Source organism: Pseudooceanicola sp., from assembly GCF_041987405.1.
In the GTDB taxonomy this organism is placed as follows: domain Bacteria; phylum Pseudomonadota; class Alphaproteobacteria; order Rhodobacterales; family Rhodobacteraceae; genus Pseudooceanicola.
The window spans coordinates 49,068-68,377 of record NZ_JBHIWR010000002.1 but is presented as its reverse complement, the minus strand read 5'-3'; the positions used below and the strand labels follow the sequence as shown (position 1 = coordinate 68,377).

Here is a 19,310-nt window from a genome sequence, read left to right as displayed (position 1 = left end):
ATGGGCGACGACCTACCGCCCCATCCCCGCCAGGCGCAGCCCCGCCAGCCCCGACGCGAGGATCACCACCAACCCAATCAGCGCCAGCGCGTCCGGCCAGTCGCCAAAGACGGCGAGCCCAAGAAGCATCGCCCAGAGGATCTGGGAATAGACGAGCGGAGCGACGACATTGGCGGGCAGGCTGCGGCTGGCGATCAGCAGTAAGTAATTGCCCAGGGCCGACCCGAAAGCCGACAGCGGGAAGGCCCAGGCGAAGCCCGCGGGCAGGGTCGCGGGCCAGGTGACGACGGCAAGGGGCGTCAGCACCAGCGCCCCCAGGGCCAGTTGCGAAAAGAGCAGCAGGCGCGGGCGGTAGACCCCGGCGATCAGCCGGGTCGCCACCAGATAGCTGCCGTAGAATGTCCCGGCCAGCAGGGCCATGGCCATGCCCAAGGACATGCCGAACCCGGGCTTCACCACCAGCAACACACCGGCAAAGCCGATCAGCAGCAGCGTCGCGCGGATCAGCGTGACCCTTTCGCGCAGCAGCAGGGCAGAGCCGAAATAGGCCACGACCGGCCCGACGAAGAAGGCGCCGAAGACGTTCGCGATCGGCTCGGTCTTCAGGGCGGTCAGGATGGCGCAGATCCCGGCGACGATCAGGCCCGTACGCAGCAGCACGCGCCAGTCCCGCAGCGCGGGCAGATCGGCGCGGGTCAGCGCGGCAAAGGGGGCCAGGGCCACGGCGGCCAGGGCAAAGCGGCCCCAGGCGGCGAAATAGGGGCTGATCCCCTGCGATGTCATGGTCTTGCCCCCGGTGTCACCCAGGACGATGCAGGCCATGGCGGCCACGACAAGCAGGGCGTAGGGGAGGGAGATGTCGCGCATGGGACCAGTGATCCCATTCCCGCAGTCTTGTCAAACAACCGCCCCGCCGATGTCCGGCGGCGGGGCGGTCTCGGTCCCTCGGGCTATTGCGCAGGCAACGGGAGGTCGCGCTGCGCCTTGAGCCTGAGGGCGAGGAGGAGGCCGATCGTGGCAACGGCGATCCCGGCGGTGCTGATGTAGGCCAGACCGAGGGTCGACAGGACGGCGCCGCCCAGGATCACACCGCTGCCCTGGCCCAGGTAGACCATCGACCCGTTCAGGGCGAAGGCCAGCATGGCAGCGGGGCCTGCGGCTTCGGCCAGTCGAGACTGCACGATCGGCGCTGTGGCGAAAAGCGAGGCGGAGCCGATGAAGATGGCGACGACGGAAGCGGCGAGCCCGGGCTGGCCGTACCATCCGCCGATCAGGGCCGTGGCAAAGACCACCTGCGCCGTCGCGATGGCCGCGAAGAGCCAGACCAGCGGACCACGCGCCCCGGATTCCACCAGCCGCGTGCCAATGATGAGGCCGAGGAAACTGCCCAGCCCCGGGACCATCTGGACCATGCCCACGCCCCGCCCGTCGAACCCGGTGAGGGAGGAGACGACCGGGCGGACAAAGCCCATGACGACGAAGATCGCGGTGAAGGCGATGAGCGTGACCAGAAGGTAACCGGTCGTCGGCCAGCGCATCACCGCCCTGAAGGCCCCCTTGGGTGGTGCGGGGGGCGTCGGAACCCGCGGCACGAAGGCGCCGATCATCACTAGGGCTGCGGCGCAGAGGCCGGAGGCCAGCCAGAAGCTGGCGCGCCAGCCGTAGATCTCGCCAATGATGGAGCCGAGCGGGATGCCCGACAGGAACGCCAGAGTGACGCCGCCGTAGACCACGGCAAGCGCCCGGGCGCGTTTTTCCGGCCCGACCAGCGCGATCGCCATAGCGGATGCCAGCGGCAGGGCCAGCGCCCCCAGGGCCCCGGTCAAAGCGCGGCTGACGGCGAGGCCTGCGAAGCCGGGCATCAGGGCGGAGACGCCGTTCATCACAGTGAGATAGGCCAGCGTGAGCAGCAGCAGCGACTTGCGGTCGAACCGCCCGGTGAGCAGGGCCAGGAGCGGGCCGCAGATCGCACAGGTGACGGTGAAGAGCGACTGCAGCTGACCTGCCGCGCCGATGCTGGTGCCCAGGTCTTCGGCCATCGGGGTCAGCACGCCTGCAAAAACGAAGGCGCCGGTGGTGAAGGCCAGGGGCGCCAGCATGAGGGCGAAGAAGCGCATCTGTCAGCCCCCGGCCTTCTGGATGAAGCAGGAGGTGGTGCCGGTTGCCAGGACGCGGCCCTTCTGATCCTCGATCACCCCCTCGGCGGTGGCAATCCGGCTGCCGCGCGACTGAACCCGGCCGATGCAGCGCACCTGCCCGGTGTCGGGTGTGATCGCGCGAATGAAGCGGACCGAGGTGTCGAGGGAGACAAAGATCTCTCCCTTGGCCAGAGTGGTGTGGACGGCGCAACCGAGCGCGCTGTCGAGCAGGGTCATCGCCCAGCCCCCGTGCACCAGCCCGGCGGGGTTGAGCACATCGGCCGAAGGCTGGCCGCGGAATTCGACCTCGCCGTCGCCCACATGGTAGATCCAGTGGGTCAGGGTGCGGGCCATGCTGGGGGCCGGGGTTTCCTCGTCGATGATGCCCTGCATCAGGTCCTTGCCGGTCCGGCTGAGCACCTCGGACATCGCGGCGAGGCCGACGTGGTATTCGGGGATTGGCGCAGGGTCGAACATCGGGTACTCCTCGGATGAATGCATATGCAGATAATTACATGCATATGCATGAGATTCGCAAGGAGGTCAAGAAAATGAACTCGGCACAAACCCCGGCGCTGGCGGATCTGCTGTCAGGATCGTGCTACTGCCTGGCCACGCGGCGAGCGTCGCGGCGGATGATCCGGCTGTATGACGCGGCGTTGGAGCGGCATGGTCTGACGATTTCGCAACTCGCGACACTGGCCTGGGTGCGGTTCCTGCGCAAACCGACCGTTCAGAAGATCGCCGACCTGATGGAGATGGATCAATCCGCCCTGTCGCGCGGGCTGATGCCGCTGGAGCGGGAGGGGCTGGTGACCTCTGCCCCGGACGAGAAGGACCGGCGCAAGAAGGTCCTGTCGCTGACCGAAGAAGGCGACACAAGGCTGGTCGCGGCGGCGGAGGACTGGAAGCGCGCGCAGGAGGACGTCGAGCGGCAACAGCAAAAGCTTGGCGCCGATATCTCGGCCCTGATGGCGGGTATCAACGAGCTTGCCGTGGCGGAGACGGAGGAGGGCTGACCCAAGCGGAGTGGCGCTGGATCAACCCACAGGCAAAGGAAAAGGGCGCCCCGTGGGACGCCCTTCGCCGGAGTGTCAGCTCCGATGGATCACGCGGTTTCGCGCAACTCCGGGTGAACGTAGTCTGCCAGTTCCTTGCGCAGGTTCAGCTTGGAGAACTTGCCCGTCGCGGTCAGCGGGATGGCATCGACCCAGACGATGTCGTCGGGCAGCTGCCATTTGGCAAACTCGCTGCTCAGATGGTCGCGCATTTCTTCGATCGACGGCTTCTCGGCCCCTTCGGCGGCAACGGCCACGAGGATCGGGCGTTCGTCCCATCTGGGATGCTTGACGCCGATGGCAGCAGCCTGGGCAATGGCGGGATGCGCCATGGCGAGGTTTTCGAGGTCGATGGAGGAGATCCATTCGCCGCCGGATTTGATCAGGTCCTTCGCGCGGTCCTGGATCGACAGGAAACCGTCCTTGTCGATGGAGGCGACGTCGCCGGTGCCGAACCAGCCGTCCGCATCCAGCGCCTTCTCGCTGGCTTCCTCGTTGCGGAAGTAGCCGGAGACGACCGTGTTTCCGCGCACGAAGAGCTCTCCAACGGCCTTGCCGTCATGGGGCAGGCGATTGCCGTCCTCGTCCACCAGCTTCAGTTCGACGCCAAGGCAACGCCGCCCCTGGAGTGACTTGTAGTCGATCCGGGTTTCGAAGGATTCCTCCTCCATCCACTTGGGCATGATGCCATGGGTTCCGACGGGCGACATTTCGGTCATGCCCCAGGCGTGGCCGACGCTCACATCCAGCTTTTCGAAGGCTTCGATCATCGAGCGCGGCGCGGCGGAGCCGCCGACGACGACATCGCCGAAGTTCTCCGGCTTGCGGCCCTGTTTCTTGATCTCGGCCAGGAGCCCCTGCCAGATCGTCGGTACGCCCCAGGCGGAGAAGACCTTTTCCTCATCCATCAGCTTGAACAGCGACGGGCCGTCCATCGCCGGTCCGGGCATCACCATGTTGAGGCCGGAGATCAGCGAGGAATAGGGCAGGCCCCAGGCGTTGACGTGGAACAGCGGCACGACCGGGAGGACACTGGCCCCTTCCTGGAAGGTCGTGGTCTGCATCACGGAGATCATCATCGCGTGCAGATAGGTGGAGCGGTGCGAATACAGCGCGCCCTTCGGGTTGCCCGTGGTGCCGGAGGTGTAGCACAGGCCGCAGGCGGTGTTTTCGTCGAAGACGGGCCATTCGATCTCGGTCGGCTGGCCCTCCAGCATTTCTTCGTAGCAGAGCGCGTCAAAGGAGGTTTCCGGCATATGCGCCCGGTCGGTCATGATGACATAGACCAGGTCCTTGGGCAGGTGATCCTTCACCGCCTCGATGATCGGAACGAAAGTGGTGTCGAGGAACAGCAGTTTGTCTTCGGCGTGGTTCACGATGTAGATGAACTGCTCGGCCGAGAGGCGCGGGTTGATCGTGTGGCAGATCCCGCCTATGCCCGAAATGCCGTAGTAGAGCTCCATGTGGCGGTAGCCGTTCCAGGCCAGGGTCGCGACGCGATCGCCGAGTTCGACACCGTGCTTTTTCAGCGCGTGGGCCAGCTGGACAGTCCGGTCGCGGAATTCCACATAGGTTTCGCGATGAATGTCGCCCTCTGTCCGGACGGAGACGATTTCGGCACGGGGATAGGCGCCGACACCGAATTCCAGAATTTCCGACACCAGCAGCGGCTGGTGCATCATCATGCCTTTCATGGCAATTCCTCCCGTTTTGATCTATGGGTTTGTAGCGTTGCACGGGGCCATGTGGAAGGGTCTTCCGCGAGGGCTACGTAGCGTTTTATCCGCTTGGCGGAATAATCTCGCCCGCATTGCGGAATAAAGGCAAATACCTGCCAAAAACATCTGATTTCAATGGCCTAGAGCGTGAAATCCGGTAGTAAGGAAGGCAGGAAACGGGCCGGTTTCGGCCCTCTGGATTCGCATTGGGAGGCATGACATGAAAGCAATCATCTGTGAGGAATTCGGGCCGCTGGACGATCTGAAATACGGCGAGGTGGCTGACCCTGTCGCAGGCCCCGGCCAGGTCCTGATCCGGACCGAGGCATCGGGGGTGAACTACCCCGACGGGCTGCTTGTTCAGGGTCTTTACCAGTCCAAACCGGACCGCCCCTTCACCCCCGGCAGCGAGGTCGCGGGCGAGATCATCGCGGTCGGCGAGGGTGTGACGCGGTTCAAGGCGGGCGATCGGGTCGTCACCTATTGCTCCGCCGGGTATGCCGAACTGGCCGTCGGAAGCGAACAGACCTGTTTCGCCCTGCCCGAGGGAATGGATGCGGCGGATGCCTGTGCCATGATCATCGCCTGGGGCACCTCGCATCACGCGTTGAAACAACGCGCCAACCTGCAAGCGGGCGAGACGCTGGTGATCTTTGGTGCCGCCGGGGCCACCGGCACTGCGGCGATCCAGATCGGCAAGGTGATGGGCGCCAAGGTCATAGCGGTCTGTTCGTCCGAAGAAAAGCAGAAGATCGCGCTGGAGCAGGGGGCGGATCACGCCATCGGCTATGACAACCTCAAGGACGAGGTGAAGGCGCTGACCGGGGGCAAGGGCGCGGATGTGGTCTATGACTCCGTGGGCGGCGATGCCTTCAAGGCAGCCTCGCGGTTCATGGCGCCGGGCGGGCGGCTGCTGATCATCGGGTTTGCCAGCGGCGAGATCCCGCAGCTGCCGGTCAACCTCACCCTGGTGAAGGAATATTCGGTGGTCGGCGTCTTCTGGGGCAACTGGACCCGGCGGGAGCCGCAGGCCTATCTGGCCAATATGGACGAGCTTTTCGGCTGGTACACTGCCGGGAAGATCAAACCGCTGATCGAAGGGCGCTATCCCTTGGCCGATGCGGCGGAGGTTCTGAAGCGCGTTCTGGGGCGCGGCGCGGTCGGCAAGATCGCACTGGTGCCGTAACTGCCCCCGCCAGATGTGGGACATGATTGCTCCCGTCGGATGCCTCCGGCGGGAGTATTTTGGGGAAGGTGAAGATCAGGGCGTCAGTAGCCGACGCGGTTCACCATCCGGACCAGTTCGACCAGTTGCGGGCCGAGATCCCCCTCCAGCCGCTCGCGCGGCAGAGCGAAACTGTAGCCGCCGAGGTTGAAGGCCAGCATCGGCGTGTCGGGCTGCTGGCTGCGGTACGGTACGGCCACGGCGTTCACATCACGCTGCCAGCCGCCGATCATGGTGAAGAAACCCTTCTCCGCCACCTGTTCGCGCGCCTCTTCCAGGCTTTCGAGGATCTCGTTGACGCGATCCGGTTCATAACGCGTGCGGATGCGTTCGACGATTTCGGCGCGTTCGGCCTCGTTCGTGCCGACGATATAGGCCTGACCGATGGCCGAACGGGCGAGCGAGATGCGCGAGCCGACGGAGAGCTGGAGCGAGATCACACCCTTGGACCGGGCCGCCGCGATATAGGTCATTGACATGTCATCGCGCCCGCCGAGGGCGACAAGCACACCATCGCCGGCACGGTCGGCCAGTTCCTGCATGTAGACCTGCGCGGTTTCCCGGACCTGCATGCCCGCGAGGCAGGCATAGCCAAGCGACAGGACCGGCACGCCCATACGGTAGCGTCCGGTGCCGTCGTCATAGACCAGGTAGCCGGACTTCAGCAGGGTGAAGGTCAGGCGTGAGACGGTGGAATTCGGCAGGCCGGTGCGTTCGGCCAGTTCGGAATTGCCCAGGCCCGCCTTGTCGGCCGGGCGGAAGGCGCGCAGGATTTCCAGGCCGCGATGCAGCGCCGTGACGAATTGCCGGTCACCATCGGGGCGGTCTCCGCCCTCCGGGGTCATGTCGGTGGCTCTTTTCCGCATGTCTGTTCCTCCGCCTCCCGGCCCTGGGTGGGCCAGGTTGCTTCCTCTCTATGTTCCTGTCCGGCCTGTCGCGTTCTGCGTTTCGGCTTCGGCAAGTTCGCGCCACTGTACCTTGCCTGACCCTGTCTTGGGCAGCGTGTCGACAAATACGATGTGTCTGGGGCATTTATATGCTGCCATGTTGTCATGACACCACTGGATGACGCCGGTTTCCGTCAGATTTTGTGCATTGCGGCGTGGGACGACATAGGCCTTGACCGTTTCGCCCCGTCTCGGGTCCGGCGCGCCGATGACGCAGGCCTCGGCGATGTCGGGGTGGTGATGCATCAGCGCCTCGACCTCCGCGGGCCAGACCTTGAAGCCGGAGGCGTTGATCATCCGTTTGACCCGGTCGGTCATGTAGAAGAAGCCGTCCTTGTCGTAATAGCCGATGTCGCCGGTGCGAAAGAAAGGCTTGCCGTCGATCTGGGTGAAGGCGGCGGCGGTCGCCTCTTCGTTCTGCCAGTAGCCGTCAAAGACCTGCGGGGCGTTCATCACGATCTCGCCGGGCTGGTCGGGACCAAGCTGTGCGTCGGTGTCGACGTCGAGGATTCGGGCGTCCACATCGAAGAGGGGAATGCCCAGGCATTGCATCCGGGGCGCCTGGGGCGGGTTGATATGGGTGGCGGCGATGGTTTCAGACAGGCCGTAACCTTCGATGAAGTCGAGGCCCGTGGCCTCCTTCAGCCGGGCGGCGACCGCGGCGGGCATGGCTGCGCCGCCGCCGCCGATGGAGGTCAGGGTCGAGAGGTCGTAATCGGCGAAGTTCGGGGCGTTCAGCACGTCGATCATCATGGTGGTGATCGAGCGGAACATGGTGACCCTGTAGCGGGCGATCAGATCCGCGGCGAGGTCGCGGTCCCATCTGGTCATCAGGACCAGGGTCGATCCGGCGAGGATCGGCGCGTTCATCGAATTCTGCATGCCGGTGACGTGGAAATAGGGCAGCACGGCCAGCAGGGTCACATCCTCGGTGAACGGGGTCCAGTGGTAATAGGCATGGACCGTCGCCTGCACGGAGCGGTGGCGGTGCACGCAGCCCTTGGGGTTGCCCGTGGTGCCGGAGGAATAGGGGATCACCGCGAGGTCATCCGGCCCGGCCTCATGCGGGCGGGGGGCGATGTCATCGGCGATGGCGTCGCGCCAGCGGGTCACCCCGGGGCCGGATGCGTCGGTGTCGGTCAGGGCGGCCAGCGCCTCCGGCAGGCGGATGTCGCTGTCGGGGTCGGCCATGTCGGCATAGGCGGCGGCCAGGACGTGGTCGAGGTCGCCAGAGGCGACCAGCGGCTGGATATGGTCGACCAGTTCCGAGCCGCAGATGGCGAGCCGGGCCCCGGTATCGCGCGCCAGGTGTTCCAGTTCCGCGTGACGATTCATCGGGTTGACCGGGATCACGGCGGCGTCGGCGCGCAGGATGGCATAGTATCCGATGATCCATTGCGGGGAATTCTGTAAATACAGAAGAACGCGATCCCCGCGTTTCAATCCCCTTGTTTGCAGCCATCCTGCAATACGCTCGACCTGATCCAGAAGCTGGCCATAGGTGATCTGCGTGCCGTAGTAATGGATCGCAACCTTGTCCGGCAGGCGCGTCGCCGTGTCGATCAGGTTCTGCGCCACGGAGTGCGGCGGAACGTCGATCCGGTGCGGCAGGCCTTCGGGCCAGCTCTTGAAATGCAGGTCGGTCATACCTTCATGCCCGGCAGGTTGAGCGAGGCCGTGTTGCCCCCATCCACCGGCAGGGCCTGCCCGGTGATGTAGGAGGCATCGTCAGAGGCGAGGAAGCAGATCGCGGCGGCGATTTCCTCCGGTCGGCCATAGCGGCGCAATTCGCAGCGGGAGCCGAGCTTTTCCTCCACACCCTTGTCGCGGGCATAGTCGAAGACGCGTTTGGTCATGCCGGTTTCGATCAGTCCGGGGCAGACCGCGTTGACCCGTACGTTGAAGCTGCCCAGATCGCAGGCGGCCGTCTGGGTCAGGTTGATGACCCCGGCCTTGGAGGCGGAATAAGCATTGCCGCCCGCGCCCGACCGGATGCCGGCGACGGAGGCGGTATTGACGATGGCGCCCTGGCCCTGATCGCACATGACCTTGCCGGCATGTTTGATGACATGGGCGACGCCGATCAGATTGACGCCCAGGACCTTGGTCCAGGCCTCCATCGGGTTTTCGGTGATCGGTTCCTTGTTGCAGGCGACGCCGGCGTTGTTGGCCACCGCGTCGATGCGGCCCCATTTGTCCATGACCGCCTTGATGACAGCCTCGACCTGCGCTTCGTCGGAGACATCGCAGGACATGACCATGTGATCGCCCTCGGGCAGGCTTTCGGCCAGTCCGGCTTCATTGACATCGACGAGGCAGACCTTCGCCCCTTCGGATGCAAAACGACGAGCGGTGGCGCGGCCGATGCCGCTGCCTGCGCCGGTCACGATCGCGACCTTGCCTTCAAATCTCACGATGTCTCCTCCCCGTTGTTGGAAAAGATGGCACAGTCCCCCGTGCCGATCAATATTTTTGGAATTAGGTTCCGCGATGCGGATTTATGCGGTCTGGCCTTCCCAATAGGGCTCTCGCAGCTCCCGTTTCAGGATCTTGCCGATCTCGGACCGGGGGAGATCTTCGCGGAACTCCACCGCCGACAGGCGCTGCGTCTTGCCAAGCTGTGCGTTGGCCCAATCGCGGATCTCCTCTGCCGAGGCCGCGCCCTTAGGCACCACGAGGCCAAGCGGCGTTTCCCCCCAGTCGCGGGAGGGGATCGCAATGACAGCCACATCGGCGACGTTGGGATGCTTGCGCAGCACCGCCTCAAGATCGGCGGCATAGATGTTGAACCCGCCGGAGATGATCATGTCCTTCTTGCGGTCCAGCAGGTGCAGGAAGCCGTCTTCGTCGAAACGGCCCATGTCGCCGGTGCGAACGAAATGCTCGCCCTCCGGGCTGACCCAGGTCGCCTCCCGGGTCTTCTCCGGATTGTTGTGATACCCCGGCATCATGGAACCGGAGCGGCCCACGACCTCGCCATAAGACCCATAGGGCAGTTCATTGCCGTCCTCGTCGATCACACGCATATCGGCGCCGGGCTGGGGCTGGCCGACGGTGTCCCATTTGTCGGGATGAGCGGCGCAGTCCAGAACCGTGGCGGGCCCGCCCTCGGTCATGCCGTAGAATTCCATGATATTGCCCGGCCAGCGCTTCATGCACTGTTCGATTACCACGCCCGGCAGGGGTGCGGAGGTGGACATCTTGCACTGGTAGGCGCTCAGGTCGAACTCGTCGAACCGCGGCTCGTCCATCAGGCGCATGTATTGAACGGGCACCAGCATCGCATGGGTGGCCCGGTGTTTCTCGCTGAGTTCAAGGAAGCCGATGGTGTTGAATTTCTTCATCGACACCAGGGTCGCGCCCCGCACCATGCAGGCGATGGCGGCGACCAATGTGGTGTTGGAATAAAGCGGTGTCGACATCATCAACACGCCGTCTTCTTCCAACCCGTAGGAGGAGGTGCGCGAGAACTGGCGCGAGCGGAACAGGTGATCATGCACGATCCCCTTGGGCGTGCCGGTCGTGCCGCTGGAATAGATCATGTCGAAGAGGTCTTCGTCGGTGACCGCAACCGGGTCGATCGCCGGGGCATCGCCGATCCAGTCGCGCAGATCGGCCAAATCAACCAGGGTGTCCGCGCCCAACCTTTCAGCCATGTCGTGGTATTGCGCGGTGGTGAAAAGCAGCGAGGCCCCGCAATCGGCGCGTTCCTTGATAAGGGCCTCTTCGGTGGCGGAGAAGGGCAGCGGCACCATGCAGGCGCCTGCGTACAATACGCCGGCGTACATCACCACATTCATGGCAGAGTTTTCGGCCAGCGAGGCCACCATATGCCCGGGGCCGATTCCCATGCTCTGAAGCCGCCCGGCGACCCGCGCGACGAGGTCCCCGAACTCGGCCCAGGTGAGGGTTTCGACCTCGTCGATCACACAGGGCTTGTCGCCGAATTTCTCTGCGTTTTCCTTCATCCGGGGGCCGAAGCGGACCAGTTCCTCGCCCTCGATGATCTTGGGCTTCAACCTGTCCACACCTGTCACGCCGCTGGTCGTCATCGCGCTCTCCTCCTCCCCGAGTCCGAATGAGGCGCTACATTACTGCGCGGGAAGGGGAGGTCAATATTCCGCGTGCCGGAAAAGTTTTCCGCTGGTTGACAGGCCCGCGAAAGCGGTGTTCCTTTGCGCCAACGAGGAGGAGGACCCGATGCTCTACGATCATTTCCCGATATCGGACCGCGCTAAGAAGATGCGCGAGACGCTTCTGAAGTTCATGGACGACCACGTCTATCCGGCCGAAAAGACCTATTCGGAACAGGTGGCGGAGGGCGATCGCTGGCAACCGGTCCCGATCATGGAAGAGCTCAAGGCAAAGGGCCGCGAGACCGAGCTCTGGAACATGTTCCTCACCCATGAGGCGGGCGGCTACAAGGGCGCGGGCCTGACCAACGTCGAATACGGCACCATGTGCGAAATCATGGGCCGCTCCTCCATCGGGTCGGAGCCGTTCAACTGTTCCGCCCCCGACACCGGCAACATGGAAACGATCTTCATGTACGGCACGGACGAGCACAAGAAGACCTGGCTGCAGCCGCTGCTGGACGGCGAAATCCGCTCCTGCTTCGCGATGACCGAACCGGCGGTGGCCTCCTCCGACGCGACGAACATTGAAACGCGGATCGTGCGGGATGGCGACGACTATGTGATCAACGGCCGCAAGTGGTGGTCCTCGGGTGCGATGGACCCGCGCTGCAAGATCTCGATCCTCATGGGCAAGACAGACCCACAAGCCGAAACCTACCGTCAGCAGTCGATGATCCTCGTGCCGTTCGACACGCCCGGCGTGAAGGTGATCCGCCCGCTCTCCGTCATCGGGTATGACCACGCGCCGCACGGCCATGCCGAGGTCGAATACAAGGACGTGCGTGTCCCGGCGTCGAATATCCTGCTCGGTGAAGGGCGCGGGTTTGAAATCGCGCAGGGCCGCCTCGGACCGGGTCGCATCCACCACGCCATGCGTTCCGTCGGGCAGGCGGAACGCGCGCTGGAGATGATGTGCGAACGCGCCATGGGGCGCACCTCCTTCGGCAAGCGTATCGCCGACATGGGCGTGACCAAACACTGGATCGCGGAAAGCCGGATGGAGATCGAACAGGCGCGCCTGCTGGTTCTGCACGCGGCCTACATGATGGACACCGTCGGCAACAAGGTGGCGCGGAAAGAGATCGCGATGATCAAGGTCGTGGCGGCCAACATGGTGCAGCGCGTCGTTGACCGGGCCATTCAGGTGCATGGCGGCGCCGGTGTCAGCCAGGACACTACCCTGGCCTCGGCCTTCGCCAATGCGCGGACCATGCGGCTGGTCGACGGCCCGGACGAGGTGCACCGCGAAACCGTCGCCAAACTCGAACTCAAGCCGTATCGGAACTGATCCCATGACTGACATGCTGAACCTCAAGGACAAGGTTATCCTCATCACCGGGTCGTCGCGCGGCATCGGACGTGCAATGGCCGAAATGTTCGCCGAAGCCGGGGCCAAGGTCGTCGTCTCCTCGCGCAAGCGCGAAGCCTGCGAACCGGTGGCCGAAGCGATCCGTGAAAAGGGCGGGGAGGCGCTGGTTGTCCCTTGCCACATCGGCAATACCGAAGACCTGCAGAACCTCGTCGACACGACGATCCGCGAATGGGGCCGTATCGACGTGCTGGTGCCCAATGCGGCGATCAACCCGGTCTACGGCCCGATGCAGGACCTGGACGATGCGGTCTTCGACAAGATGCTGGTGACCAACGTCCGCACGATCAACACGATGTGCAAGATGGTGCTGCCGCAGATGGCCGAGAACGGCGGCGGCTCCGTCGTCATCATCTCCTCCGTTGCGGCGATCAAGGGCTCGACCACGCTTGGCGCCTACGGCGTGACAAAGGCCGCGGATGCGGCCGTTGCCCGTGCGCTCGCGCTGGAATGGGGCCCCAGCAATATCCGCGTCAACGCGATCGGGCCGGGTCTCATCAAGACCGACTTCGCCCGCGCCCTCTGGGAAAACCCGGAGCGGATCGAGCGGATCAACAACGCCAACCCCCTGCGGCGCATGGGCACGGTGGAGGAGATCGCGGGCACCGCGCTCTGGCTCGCCTCGCCGCTCTCCGGCTACGTCAATGGCCAGCTGATCATCGCGGATGGGGGCCAGTCGCTGGCCTGAGCCGGAAGGACCGGATCAATGCATAACTACCCGCCCTTCGAGATGACATCGGACGTAGACAAAAGCGCTTTCATCGAAGGACGGCGGTTCGGCATGATCATCGCCAACTCCGGCGGCGCGCCGGTGGTCGCGCATGTGCCGATGATCCTCATCCCCGGCACACCGCTGCTCATCGAGGGCATGTCGCGCGGTCCAACGCCCTAGATGCTCTGCTGCAGGAGGGGCCGGTGGATGCACTGGCCGTCTTCAACGGACCCGACGCCTATGTCAGCGCCGGTTTCTACCCCTCCAAGCTGCGCCATGGCCGGGTTGCACCAACCTGGAACTATGTCGCGGTCCATGCCACCGGTCGACTGACGGCCTTTCGCGAGGCGGACCAGCTGGTCGATCACCTGACACGGCTGTCCGACCACCTCGAACAGGAACAACCTCAGCCGTGGGCGGTCTCCGACGCGCCGGAAGGGTTCACGGACCGTCTGGTCACCGCGATCACCGGCTTCCGTCTGGAGGTTTCGCAGCTCGACGGGATCCGAAAGCTCAGCCAGAACAGCCGCCCGGAGGACCGGGCGGGGGTGGTTGCGGCGCTCGACGCCTCGACGCACCCGGGCGATCGGGCGCTTCATGCAGAGATGACGCGCGCGGACTGACCGGCCCCCTGATTTCTTTTTGCCGAAAATATCTTCGGGAGGTCCGGAGGGCAGACAGCCCTCCGGTCCCCTCTCTCCGCTTTCGCTGCGTCGCGGAATGGGGCATAACCGCTGCGACCGCAGACGGAGACGCCCATGCCCGCCATTGATCCCGCCCATATTCCCGCCAACCTCCGCCCCGTGATCGAGGCGATGTGCGCCACCGGGGCGCAGCTGTCGCGCGTCATCGCGCGCGGGCCACTGGCTGGGGCGCTCGGGGCCGGGGTTGGTGAAAACTCCGACGGGGACCAGCAGAAGGCGCTGGATGTCATGGCGGACGAGATGTTCGAGGCCGCGCTGGAAGGTACGGGCGTGAAATACTACGCCTCGGAGGAGCAGGAGACGGTCCTGACCCTGGATGAGGGCGGCAGGTTTGCCCTGGCCACGGACCCGCTGGACGGCTCGTCGAACATCGACGTGAACGTGACCATCGGCACGATCTTCTCGATCTTCGAGGCGGCGGAAAGCGCTGAGGCAAGCTTCCTGCGCCCGGCGTCGGACCAGATCGCGGCGGGTTACATTGCCTATGGGCCGCAGACGCTGCTGGCGGTGACATTCGGCGCGGGAACGATGCTGTTCGTGCTGGACCCGGACACCGGGGCCTTCGTTCTGGCGGAAGAGAAGATGGATCTGCCGGTGGCGGCCAAGGAATTTTCGATCAATGCCTCGAACCGGCGGCACTGGTTTCCCCCGGTCCTGGCCTATGTCGAGGAATGCGAACAGGGCGTGGATGGCGCCAAGGGGAAGAACATGAACTTCCGTTGGGTCGGGTCGCTGGTGGCGGAAACGCACCGGATCCTGACGCGCGGCGGCACCTTCCTGTACCCGTCGGATGCGCGCAAGGGTTATGAGGCCGGGCGGCTGCGCATGGTCTATGAGGTGGCGCCGATGGCCTTCCTCGTGGAACAGGCGGGGGGCAAGGCGACGGATGGGGTGGCCCCGATCCTGTCGCTGACGGCGGAGGCGCTGCACGAGAGGCGGCCCTTTGTCTTCGGATCGGCCGAAGAGGTCGACCGGATCGCCGAGCTGCACGGGTAATCCGCCTCCGGCGGGAGTATTTTTGGCAAGATGAAGCAGGGGCCGGACCCCTGCCCTGAAAGGAGGCCGCGAATGGGCTTTGACAGGAACCTCAAGATCGCACCCTCGATCCTCGCAGCGGATTTCGCCAACTTCGGGGCGGAGATCGAGGCCGTCGAGGCGCAGGGCGCCGACTGGATCCATGTCGACGTGATGGACGGGCATTTCGTGCCGAACCTCACCTTCGGGCCGCCGCTGGTGAAAGCGATCCGCAAGCATGTGGGCACTGTGATGGACGTGCATCTGATGATCGCGCCGGTTGATCCTTACATTGAGGCCTTTGCCGATGCGGGGGCGGATATCCTGACCGCGCATGTCGAGGCGGGGCCGCATATCCACCGGACGCTGCAGGCGATCCGCGGGGCGGGAATGAAGCCCGGTGTGGCGCTGAACCCCGGCACGCCTGCGGCGGCCGTTTCGGAGGTGCTGGATCTGGTCGATCTGGTCTGCGTCATGACGGTGAACCCGGGCTTCGGCGGGCAGAAGTATATCGACATGACCGCCAAGGTGCGCGAACTGCGGGCGATGATCGGCGACCGGCCGGTGCATATCGAGATCGACGGCGGCATGGACCCGAAAACCGCGCCGGAGATGCGCGCGGCGGGGGCGGATGTTCTGGTGGCCGGGTCTGCCGTCTTCAAGGGCGGATCGGTCAGCAATTCCGCGCCTTATGGCGAGAATATCCGGGCGATCCGGACCGCCTGCGACACGCTGGTCTGACGCTCAGAAGGCCGGGCCGGAGAGGCGGGCCAGCAGTTCGGCGGCATTGCGGGCGCCGAAGCGGCGCAGCAACCGGGCGCGGACATCTTCGACCGTGCGCGGCGAGAGGCCGAGGTCGCGGGCGATTTCCTTGCTTGTCCTGCCACGGGTCAACCCCGCCACCACCGTGCGTTCGCGCGGGGTGAGGTGGCGGTCGGCGGTGTCTTCGGGCAGCAGCGCGAAAGTCATCACCAGTCGGGCCAGCGGATTATCCGGCGTCAGGGTGCGGGCGCGGAACCGGACCAGCAGGCTGCGACCCGTCGCGTGGCGCAGCAGGCGTTCATCGGAAAAGGTCTGACCCGCCCGCAGCGGGTCGAGGCCGATGTCGCGCACCGCGCGGAAGGCCTGGTCGCTGTTGTAGAAGATGCGGAAATTCTGCCCCGGCAGGGTGGCGCGGTCATGGCCCGTCATCTCGGCAAAGGTCGCGTTGCAGGCACGGATCACGCGGGATTCGGTCAGGCAGATGCCCAGGGGGGCCATGTCGAAGGCGAGGGCGGTGAGGTCTTGCATCGGGGCATCCCGTGAAACTACGGTATTGAGACCGTAGTCTGTCGGGCGCATCCTGTCACCATGGCCGAGACCCCAGACCTGACCGACATGCAGGCGGCATTGTCCGCCGAGGTGGAAAAGCGCCGCGACGATCTGATCGCGCTGACGCAGGACCTGATCCGTATCCCGACTCTGAACCCGCCGGGCGAGAATTATCGCGAGATCTGTGATTACCTCGATTACCGGCTGCTGAAATCCGGGTTCCATACAGAGCTGATCCGGGCCAAGGGCGCGCCGGGCGACAGCGACAGATATCCCCGCTGGAACATCGTGGCGCGGCGTGAGGGCACGCGGCCCGGCGAATGCGTGCATTTCAATTCCCACATCGACGTGGTGGATGTGGGCCGGGGCTGGACGACCGACCCCTTCGGCGGCGAGCTGAAGGACGGCAAGGTCTATGGCCGCGGCGCCTGTGACATGAAGGGGGGGCTGGCGGCCTCCATCATCGCGGCGGAAGCCTTTCTGGCGGTGGTGCCGGACTGGCAGGGCGCGATCGAGATCAGCGGCACGGCGGATGAGGAATCCGGCGGCTTCGGCGGTGTGGCCTATCTGGCGGAGAAGGGGTTCTACGCCAAGGTCGATCACGTGATCATCCCCGAACCCTTGAACGTGGATCGCATCTGCCTGGGCCATCGCGGTGTCTGGTGGGCCGAGATCGAGACCCATGGCGAGATCGCCCATGGCTCCATGCCCTTCCTCGGCGATTGCGCGGTGCGGCACATGGGGGCCGTGCTGCACGAGATGGAGGAGACGCTCTTCCCCGCGCTGGCGCAGAAACGGACCGATATGCCCGTGGTGCCCGAGGGGGCAAAGCAATCGACGCTGAACATCAATTCGCTGCATGGCGGGCAGGAGGAGATCCCGGGGGACTCCACCGGGCTGCCCTCGCCCGTGGTGCCGGACAGCGCGCGCATGGTGATCGACCGCCGGTTCCTGATCGAGGAGGACATCGACGAGGTCCAGGCCGAGATCCGCGATGTGCTGGAACGGGTGAAATCCGGGCGGGCGGGGTTCGACTTTTCGATCCGCGAAATGCACCGGGTGCTGCCGACGATGACCGAGAAGGATGCGCCGGTGGTCACGACGGTGACAGAGGCGATTCGGCAAACCCTTGGAAAGGACCCGGCCTATGTCGTTTCGCCCGGGACCTACGATCAAAAGCACATAGACAGGATCGGGAAGCTGAAAAATTGCGTGGCCTATGGCCCCGGAATTCTGGACCTTGCGCATAAACCGGATGAATATGTCGGTGTGGATGACATGGTGGCCTCTGCACAGGTGATGGCACTCAGTCTGCTGTCACTCCTCGGGCCACCGCAAAACCCCTGAAAAAAGGGGGTGCACAGGGAGACTGCTATGACTTTTAGACCCTTGACTGCAGGGCTCGCCAGCGTGCTGGCGCTGTCGGCCTCCATGGCGCTGGCCGAACGGACGGATATCGTCTTCGGCCTCCAGCTGGAGCCGCCGCATCTGGACCCGACCTCCGCCGCTGCGGGGGCCATCGATTCGGTACTTTATTCCAACGTGTTCGAAGGTCTGACCCGTTTTGGTCCCGACGGATCGGTCGGGCCGGGTCTGGCGCAGAGCTGGGAGATTTCCGACGACGGGCTCACCTATACCTTCAAACTGGCCGAGGGCGTGAAGTTCCATGACGGCACGACGATGGACAGCGAGGACGTGAAATTCTCGCTCGACCGGGCGCGGGCGGAGGACAGCACCAATGCGCAGAAGGCGCTTTTTGCCGGGATCGAGAACGTCGAGGCAACCGACCCGACAACGGTGACCGTGACGCTGAAGAACCCGGACGGGAATTTCCTGTTCAACATGGCCTGGGGTGACGCGGTAATCGTCGCGCCGGAGAGCATCGAGAACATCAAGACCACCCCGATCGGGACCGGCGCCTTTATGTTCGACAACTGGACCCAGGGCGACAAGATCGAGCTGAAGAAGAACCCCGAATACTGGGGAACGCCCGCGATCCTTGATGCGGTGACGTTCAAGTTCATCTCCGACCCGACCGCGGCCTTCAACGCGATGATGGCCGAGGACCTGGACGGGTTCGGCGCCTTCCCCGCACCGGAGAACCTGCCGCAGTTCGATGCCGACCCGCGCTTCAAGGTGCTGATCGGGTCGACCGAGGGCGAGACGATCCTGGCGATGAACAACAAGATGCCGCCGCTGGACAATGTGAAGGTGCGCCAGGCCGTGGCCCATGCGATCAACCGTCAGGAGATCATCGACGGGGCGATGTTTGGCTACGGTACGCCGATCGGCACGCATTTCGCACCGCACCATCCCGACTATGTCGATCTGACCGAGCTGTCGGCCTACGACCCCGAAAAGTCCAAGATGCTGCTGGAAGAGGCCGGGGTGTCCCTGCCGCTGCAGCTCAAGATGACCCTGCCGCCGCCATCCTACGCGCGCCGCGGGGGCGAGATCGTGGCGGCCCAGCTTCGCCAGGTCGGGATCGAGGCGCAGATCGAGAATGTTGAATGGGCCCAGTGGCTTGAGACGACGTTCCGGGGGGCTCATGACTATGGCTTCACGATCATCAGCCATACGGAGCCGCTGGATATCAACATCTATGCGCGGCCGGATTACTACTTCCAGTATGACAATCCGGAGTTTCAGGCTCTGATGGCCGATTTCAGCGTCGAAAGCGATCCGGACAAACGGTCGGAGATGCTGAAGACCGCGCAGCAGACCATCGCTGAGGACTACGTGAACGGCTACCTGTTTCAGCTGCCGCTGCACACGGTGGCCAAGACCGGGCTGGAAGGGCTCTGGATCAATGCTCCGACCCAGGCGTCGGACATGACCGGGGTGTCCTGGTCCGAATGAAACTGCGTCCGCCGGATACCGACCCTGTCCTGTCCGGCGGACCGCTTTGCCATCCGGCGGGCCCCGCCGCGTGGCAGTGTGACCTTGCAGATCGGGGCCTTTCCCCGATGGTCATGGCT

The 19,310-nt window shown here is 64.6% G+C and carries 19 protein-coding genes; 10 read left to right on the top strand and 9 right to left on the bottom strand.

Features of this window, described 5'->3' with window-relative positions; translation table 11 throughout:
• Window positions 1-12: 12 nt before the first annotated feature.
• The 3 genes from ACFC2Y_RS05040 to ACFC2Y_RS05030 form a co-directional block, all read right to left on the bottom strand.
• Entirely contained in the window at window positions 13-867 is an 855-nt protein-coding gene (locus ACFC2Y_RS05040; protein ID WP_375174343.1) for a DMT family transporter, read from the bottom strand.
• 83 nt (window positions 868-950) lie between these two features.
• Window positions 951-2,117, bottom strand: coding sequence for an MFS transporter (locus ACFC2Y_RS05035; RefSeq protein ID WP_375174344.1), 1,167 nt, complete (start codon window positions 2,115-2,117; stop codon window positions 951-953).
• Between the two features lie 3 nt (window positions 2,118-2,120).
• Window positions 2,121-2,615, bottom strand: a complete 495-nt coding sequence (locus tag ACFC2Y_RS05030; RefSeq protein ID WP_375174345.1) for a PaaI family thioesterase — start codon at window positions 2,613-2,615, stop codon at window positions 2,121-2,123.
• A 74-nt stretch (window positions 2,616-2,689) separates the two neighbouring features.
• On the opposite strand from ACFC2Y_RS05030, the gene ACFC2Y_RS05025 reads away from it, so the two are divergent.
• Window positions 2,690-3,157: a MarR family winged helix-turn-helix transcriptional regulator gene (locus ACFC2Y_RS05025; protein WP_375174346.1), complete on the top strand. Its 468-nt coding sequence runs from the start codon at window positions 2,690-2,692 to the stop codon at window positions 3,155-3,157.
• Between the two features lie 89 nt (window positions 3,158-3,246).
• On the opposite strand, the gene ACFC2Y_RS05020 is transcribed toward ACFC2Y_RS05025, so the two are convergent.
• A complete protein-coding gene (locus tag ACFC2Y_RS05020) occupies window positions 3,247-4,890 on the bottom strand; it encodes a long-chain fatty acid--CoA ligase (RefSeq protein ID WP_375174347.1) in 1,644 nt (547 codons plus the stop codon).
• A gap of 244 nt (window positions 4,891-5,134) precedes the next feature.
• Here ACFC2Y_RS05020 and ACFC2Y_RS05015 point away from each other — a divergent pair, with 244 nt between their 5' ends.
• Window positions 5,135-6,100: an NADPH:quinone oxidoreductase family protein gene (locus ACFC2Y_RS05015; RefSeq protein WP_375174348.1), complete on the top strand. Its 966-nt coding sequence runs from the start codon at window positions 5,135-5,137 to the stop codon at window positions 6,098-6,100.
• A gap of 83 nt (window positions 6,101-6,183) precedes the next feature.
• Here the strand turns inward: ACFC2Y_RS05015 and ACFC2Y_RS05010 are convergent, their stop codons facing one another.
• The 4 genes from ACFC2Y_RS05010 to ACFC2Y_RS04995 form a co-directional block, all read right to left on the bottom strand.
• Window positions 6,184-7,005, bottom strand: coding sequence for an IclR family transcriptional regulator (locus tag ACFC2Y_RS05010; protein WP_375174349.1), 822 nt, complete (start codon window positions 7,003-7,005; stop codon window positions 6,184-6,186).
• A 48-nt stretch (window positions 7,006-7,053) separates the two neighbouring features.
• Complete coding sequence (locus ACFC2Y_RS05005; protein ID WP_375174350.1) at window positions 7,054-8,733, bottom strand: long-chain-fatty-acid--CoA ligase; 1,680 nt, start codon at window positions 8,731-8,733, stop codon at window positions 7,054-7,056.
• On the bottom strand, window positions 8,730-9,500 hold the full coding sequence (locus tag ACFC2Y_RS05000; protein WP_375174351.1) for an SDR family NAD(P)-dependent oxidoreductase: 771 nt from the start codon (window positions 9,498-9,500) through the stop codon (window positions 8,730-8,732). The genes ACFC2Y_RS05005 and ACFC2Y_RS05000 overlap by 4 nt, the downstream gene beginning before the upstream one ends.
• Window positions 9,501-9,584: 84 nt before the next feature.
• The gene (locus ACFC2Y_RS04995) at window positions 9,585-11,138 is read right to left on the bottom strand and encodes a class I adenylate-forming enzyme family protein (RefSeq protein WP_375174352.1); all 1,554 of its coding nucleotides are present in this window, start codon (window positions 11,136-11,138) and stop codon (window positions 9,585-9,587) included.
• 148 nt (window positions 11,139-11,286) lie between these two features.
• On the opposite strand from ACFC2Y_RS04995, the gene ACFC2Y_RS04990 reads away from it, so the two are divergent.
• The 6 genes from ACFC2Y_RS04990 to rpe all read left to right on the top strand — a co-directional run bounded on the left by ACFC2Y_RS04990 (window position 11,287) and on the right by rpe (window position 15,762).
• Window positions 11,287-12,510, top strand: a complete 1,224-nt coding sequence (locus ACFC2Y_RS04990) for an acyl-CoA dehydrogenase family protein (RefSeq protein ID WP_375174353.1) — start codon at window positions 11,287-11,289, stop codon at window positions 12,508-12,510.
• Window positions 12,511-12,514: 4 nt separating this feature from the next.
• Entirely contained in the window at window positions 12,515-13,279 is a 765-nt protein-coding gene (locus ACFC2Y_RS04985; RefSeq protein ID WP_375174354.1) for an SDR family NAD(P)-dependent oxidoreductase, read from the top strand.
• Window positions 13,280-13,297: 18 nt separating this feature from the next.
• The gene (locus ACFC2Y_RS04980) at window positions 13,298-13,483 is read left to right on the top strand and encodes a hypothetical protein (protein ID WP_375186412.1); all 186 of its coding nucleotides are present in this window, start codon (window positions 13,298-13,300) and stop codon (window positions 13,481-13,483) included.
• A 23-nt stretch (window positions 13,484-13,506) separates the two neighbouring features.
• Window positions 13,507-13,926 carry an FMN-binding negative transcriptional regulator gene (locus ACFC2Y_RS04975; protein WP_375174356.1) on the top strand — a complete coding sequence of 140 codons (420 nt, stop codon included), beginning with the start codon at window positions 13,507-13,509 and terminating at the stop codon, window positions 13,924-13,926.
• Between the two features lie 135 nt (window positions 13,927-14,061).
• The gene (locus tag ACFC2Y_RS04970; protein WP_375174357.1) at window positions 14,062-15,003 is read left to right on the top strand and encodes a class 1 fructose-bisphosphatase; all 942 of its coding nucleotides are present in this window, start codon (window positions 14,062-14,064) and stop codon (window positions 15,001-15,003) included.
• Window positions 15,004-15,075: 72 nt separating this feature from the next.
• Window positions 15,076-15,762, top strand: a complete 687-nt coding sequence (rpe, locus tag ACFC2Y_RS04965; RefSeq protein WP_375174358.1) for a ribulose-phosphate 3-epimerase — start codon at window positions 15,076-15,078, stop codon at window positions 15,760-15,762.
• A gap of 3 nt (window positions 15,763-15,765) precedes the next feature.
• Here the strand turns inward: rpe and ACFC2Y_RS04960 are convergent, their stop codons facing one another.
• The gene (locus ACFC2Y_RS04960) at window positions 15,766-16,311 is read right to left on the bottom strand and encodes a LuxR C-terminal-related transcriptional regulator (protein ID WP_375174359.1); all 546 of its coding nucleotides are present in this window, start codon (window positions 16,309-16,311) and stop codon (window positions 15,766-15,768) included.
• Window positions 16,312-16,371: 60 nt separating this feature from the next.
• Between ACFC2Y_RS04960 and ACFC2Y_RS04955 the strand changes: the two genes are divergently transcribed.
• Together ACFC2Y_RS04955 and ACFC2Y_RS04950 are read left to right on the top strand one after the other, a co-directional pair.
• Window positions 16,372-17,679 carry an acetylornithine deacetylase/succinyl-diaminopimelate desuccinylase family protein gene (locus ACFC2Y_RS04955; protein ID WP_375174360.1) on the top strand — a complete coding sequence of 436 codons (1,308 nt, stop codon included), beginning with the start codon at window positions 16,372-16,374 and terminating at the stop codon, window positions 17,677-17,679.
• A 27-nt stretch (window positions 17,680-17,706) separates the two neighbouring features.
• A complete protein-coding gene (locus tag ACFC2Y_RS04950) occupies window positions 17,707-19,191 on the top strand; it encodes an ABC transporter substrate-binding protein (RefSeq protein WP_375174361.1) in 1,485 nt (494 codons plus the stop codon).
• Window positions 19,192-19,310 lie beyond the last annotated feature (119 nt).

Bases quoted from the DNA above. Each gene is read 5' to 3' on its own strand.
- ACFC2Y_RS04970 (WP_375174357.1), top strand. From the start codon at position 14,062: ATGCCCGCCATTGATCCCGCCCATATTCCCGCCAACCTCCGCCCCGTG.
- ACFC2Y_RS05025 (WP_375174346.1), top strand. From the start codon at position 2,690: ATGAACTCGGCACAAACCCCGGCGCTGGCGGATCTGCTGTCAGGATCG.
- ACFC2Y_RS05010 (WP_375174349.1), bottom strand. From the start codon at position 7,005: ATGCGGAAAAGAGCCACCGACATGACCCCGGAGGGCGGAGACCGCCCC.
- ACFC2Y_RS05005 (WP_375174350.1), bottom strand. From the start codon at position 8,733: ATGACCGACCTGCATTTCAAGAGCTGGCCCGAAGGCCTGCCGCACCGG.
- ACFC2Y_RS04950 (WP_375174361.1), top strand. From the start codon at position 17,707: ATGACTTTTAGACCCTTGACTGCAGGGCTCGCCAGCGTGCTGGCGCTG.
- ACFC2Y_RS05040 (WP_375174343.1), bottom strand. From the start codon at position 867: ATGCGCGACATCTCCCTCCCCTACGCCCTGCTTGTCGTGGCCGCCATG.
- ACFC2Y_RS05030 (WP_375174345.1), bottom strand. From the start codon at position 2,615: ATGTTCGACCCTGCGCCAATCCCCGAATACCACGTCGGCCTCGCCGCG.
- ACFC2Y_RS04990 (WP_375174353.1), top strand. From the start codon at position 11,287: ATGCTCTACGATCATTTCCCGATATCGGACCGCGCTAAGAAGATGCGC.
- ACFC2Y_RS04955 (WP_375174360.1), top strand. From the start codon at position 16,372: ATGGCCGAGACCCCAGACCTGACCGACATGCAGGCGGCATTGTCCGCC.
- ACFC2Y_RS04985 (WP_375174354.1), top strand. From the start codon at position 12,515: ATGACTGACATGCTGAACCTCAAGGACAAGGTTATCCTCATCACCGGG.
- ACFC2Y_RS04995 (WP_375174352.1), bottom strand. From the start codon at position 11,138: ATGACGACCAGCGGCGTGACAGGTGTGGACAGGTTGAAGCCCAAGATC.
- rpe (WP_375174358.1), top strand. From the start codon at position 15,076: ATGGGCTTTGACAGGAACCTCAAGATCGCACCCTCGATCCTCGCAGCG.
- ACFC2Y_RS05020 (WP_375174347.1), bottom strand. From the start codon at position 4,890: ATGAAAGGCATGATGATGCACCAGCCGCTGCTGGTGTCGGAAATTCTG.
- ACFC2Y_RS04980 (WP_375186412.1), top strand. From the start codon at position 13,298: ATGCATAACTACCCGCCCTTCGAGATGACATCGGACGTAGACAAAAGC.
- ACFC2Y_RS04960 (WP_375174359.1), bottom strand. From the start codon at position 16,311: ATGCAAGACCTCACCGCCCTCGCCTTCGACATGGCCCCCCTGGGCATC.
- ACFC2Y_RS05035 (WP_375174344.1), bottom strand. From the start codon at position 2,117: ATGCGCTTCTTCGCCCTCATGCTGGCGCCCCTGGCCTTCACCACCGGC.
- ACFC2Y_RS05015 (WP_375174348.1), top strand. From the start codon at position 5,135: ATGAAAGCAATCATCTGTGAGGAATTCGGGCCGCTGGACGATCTGAAA.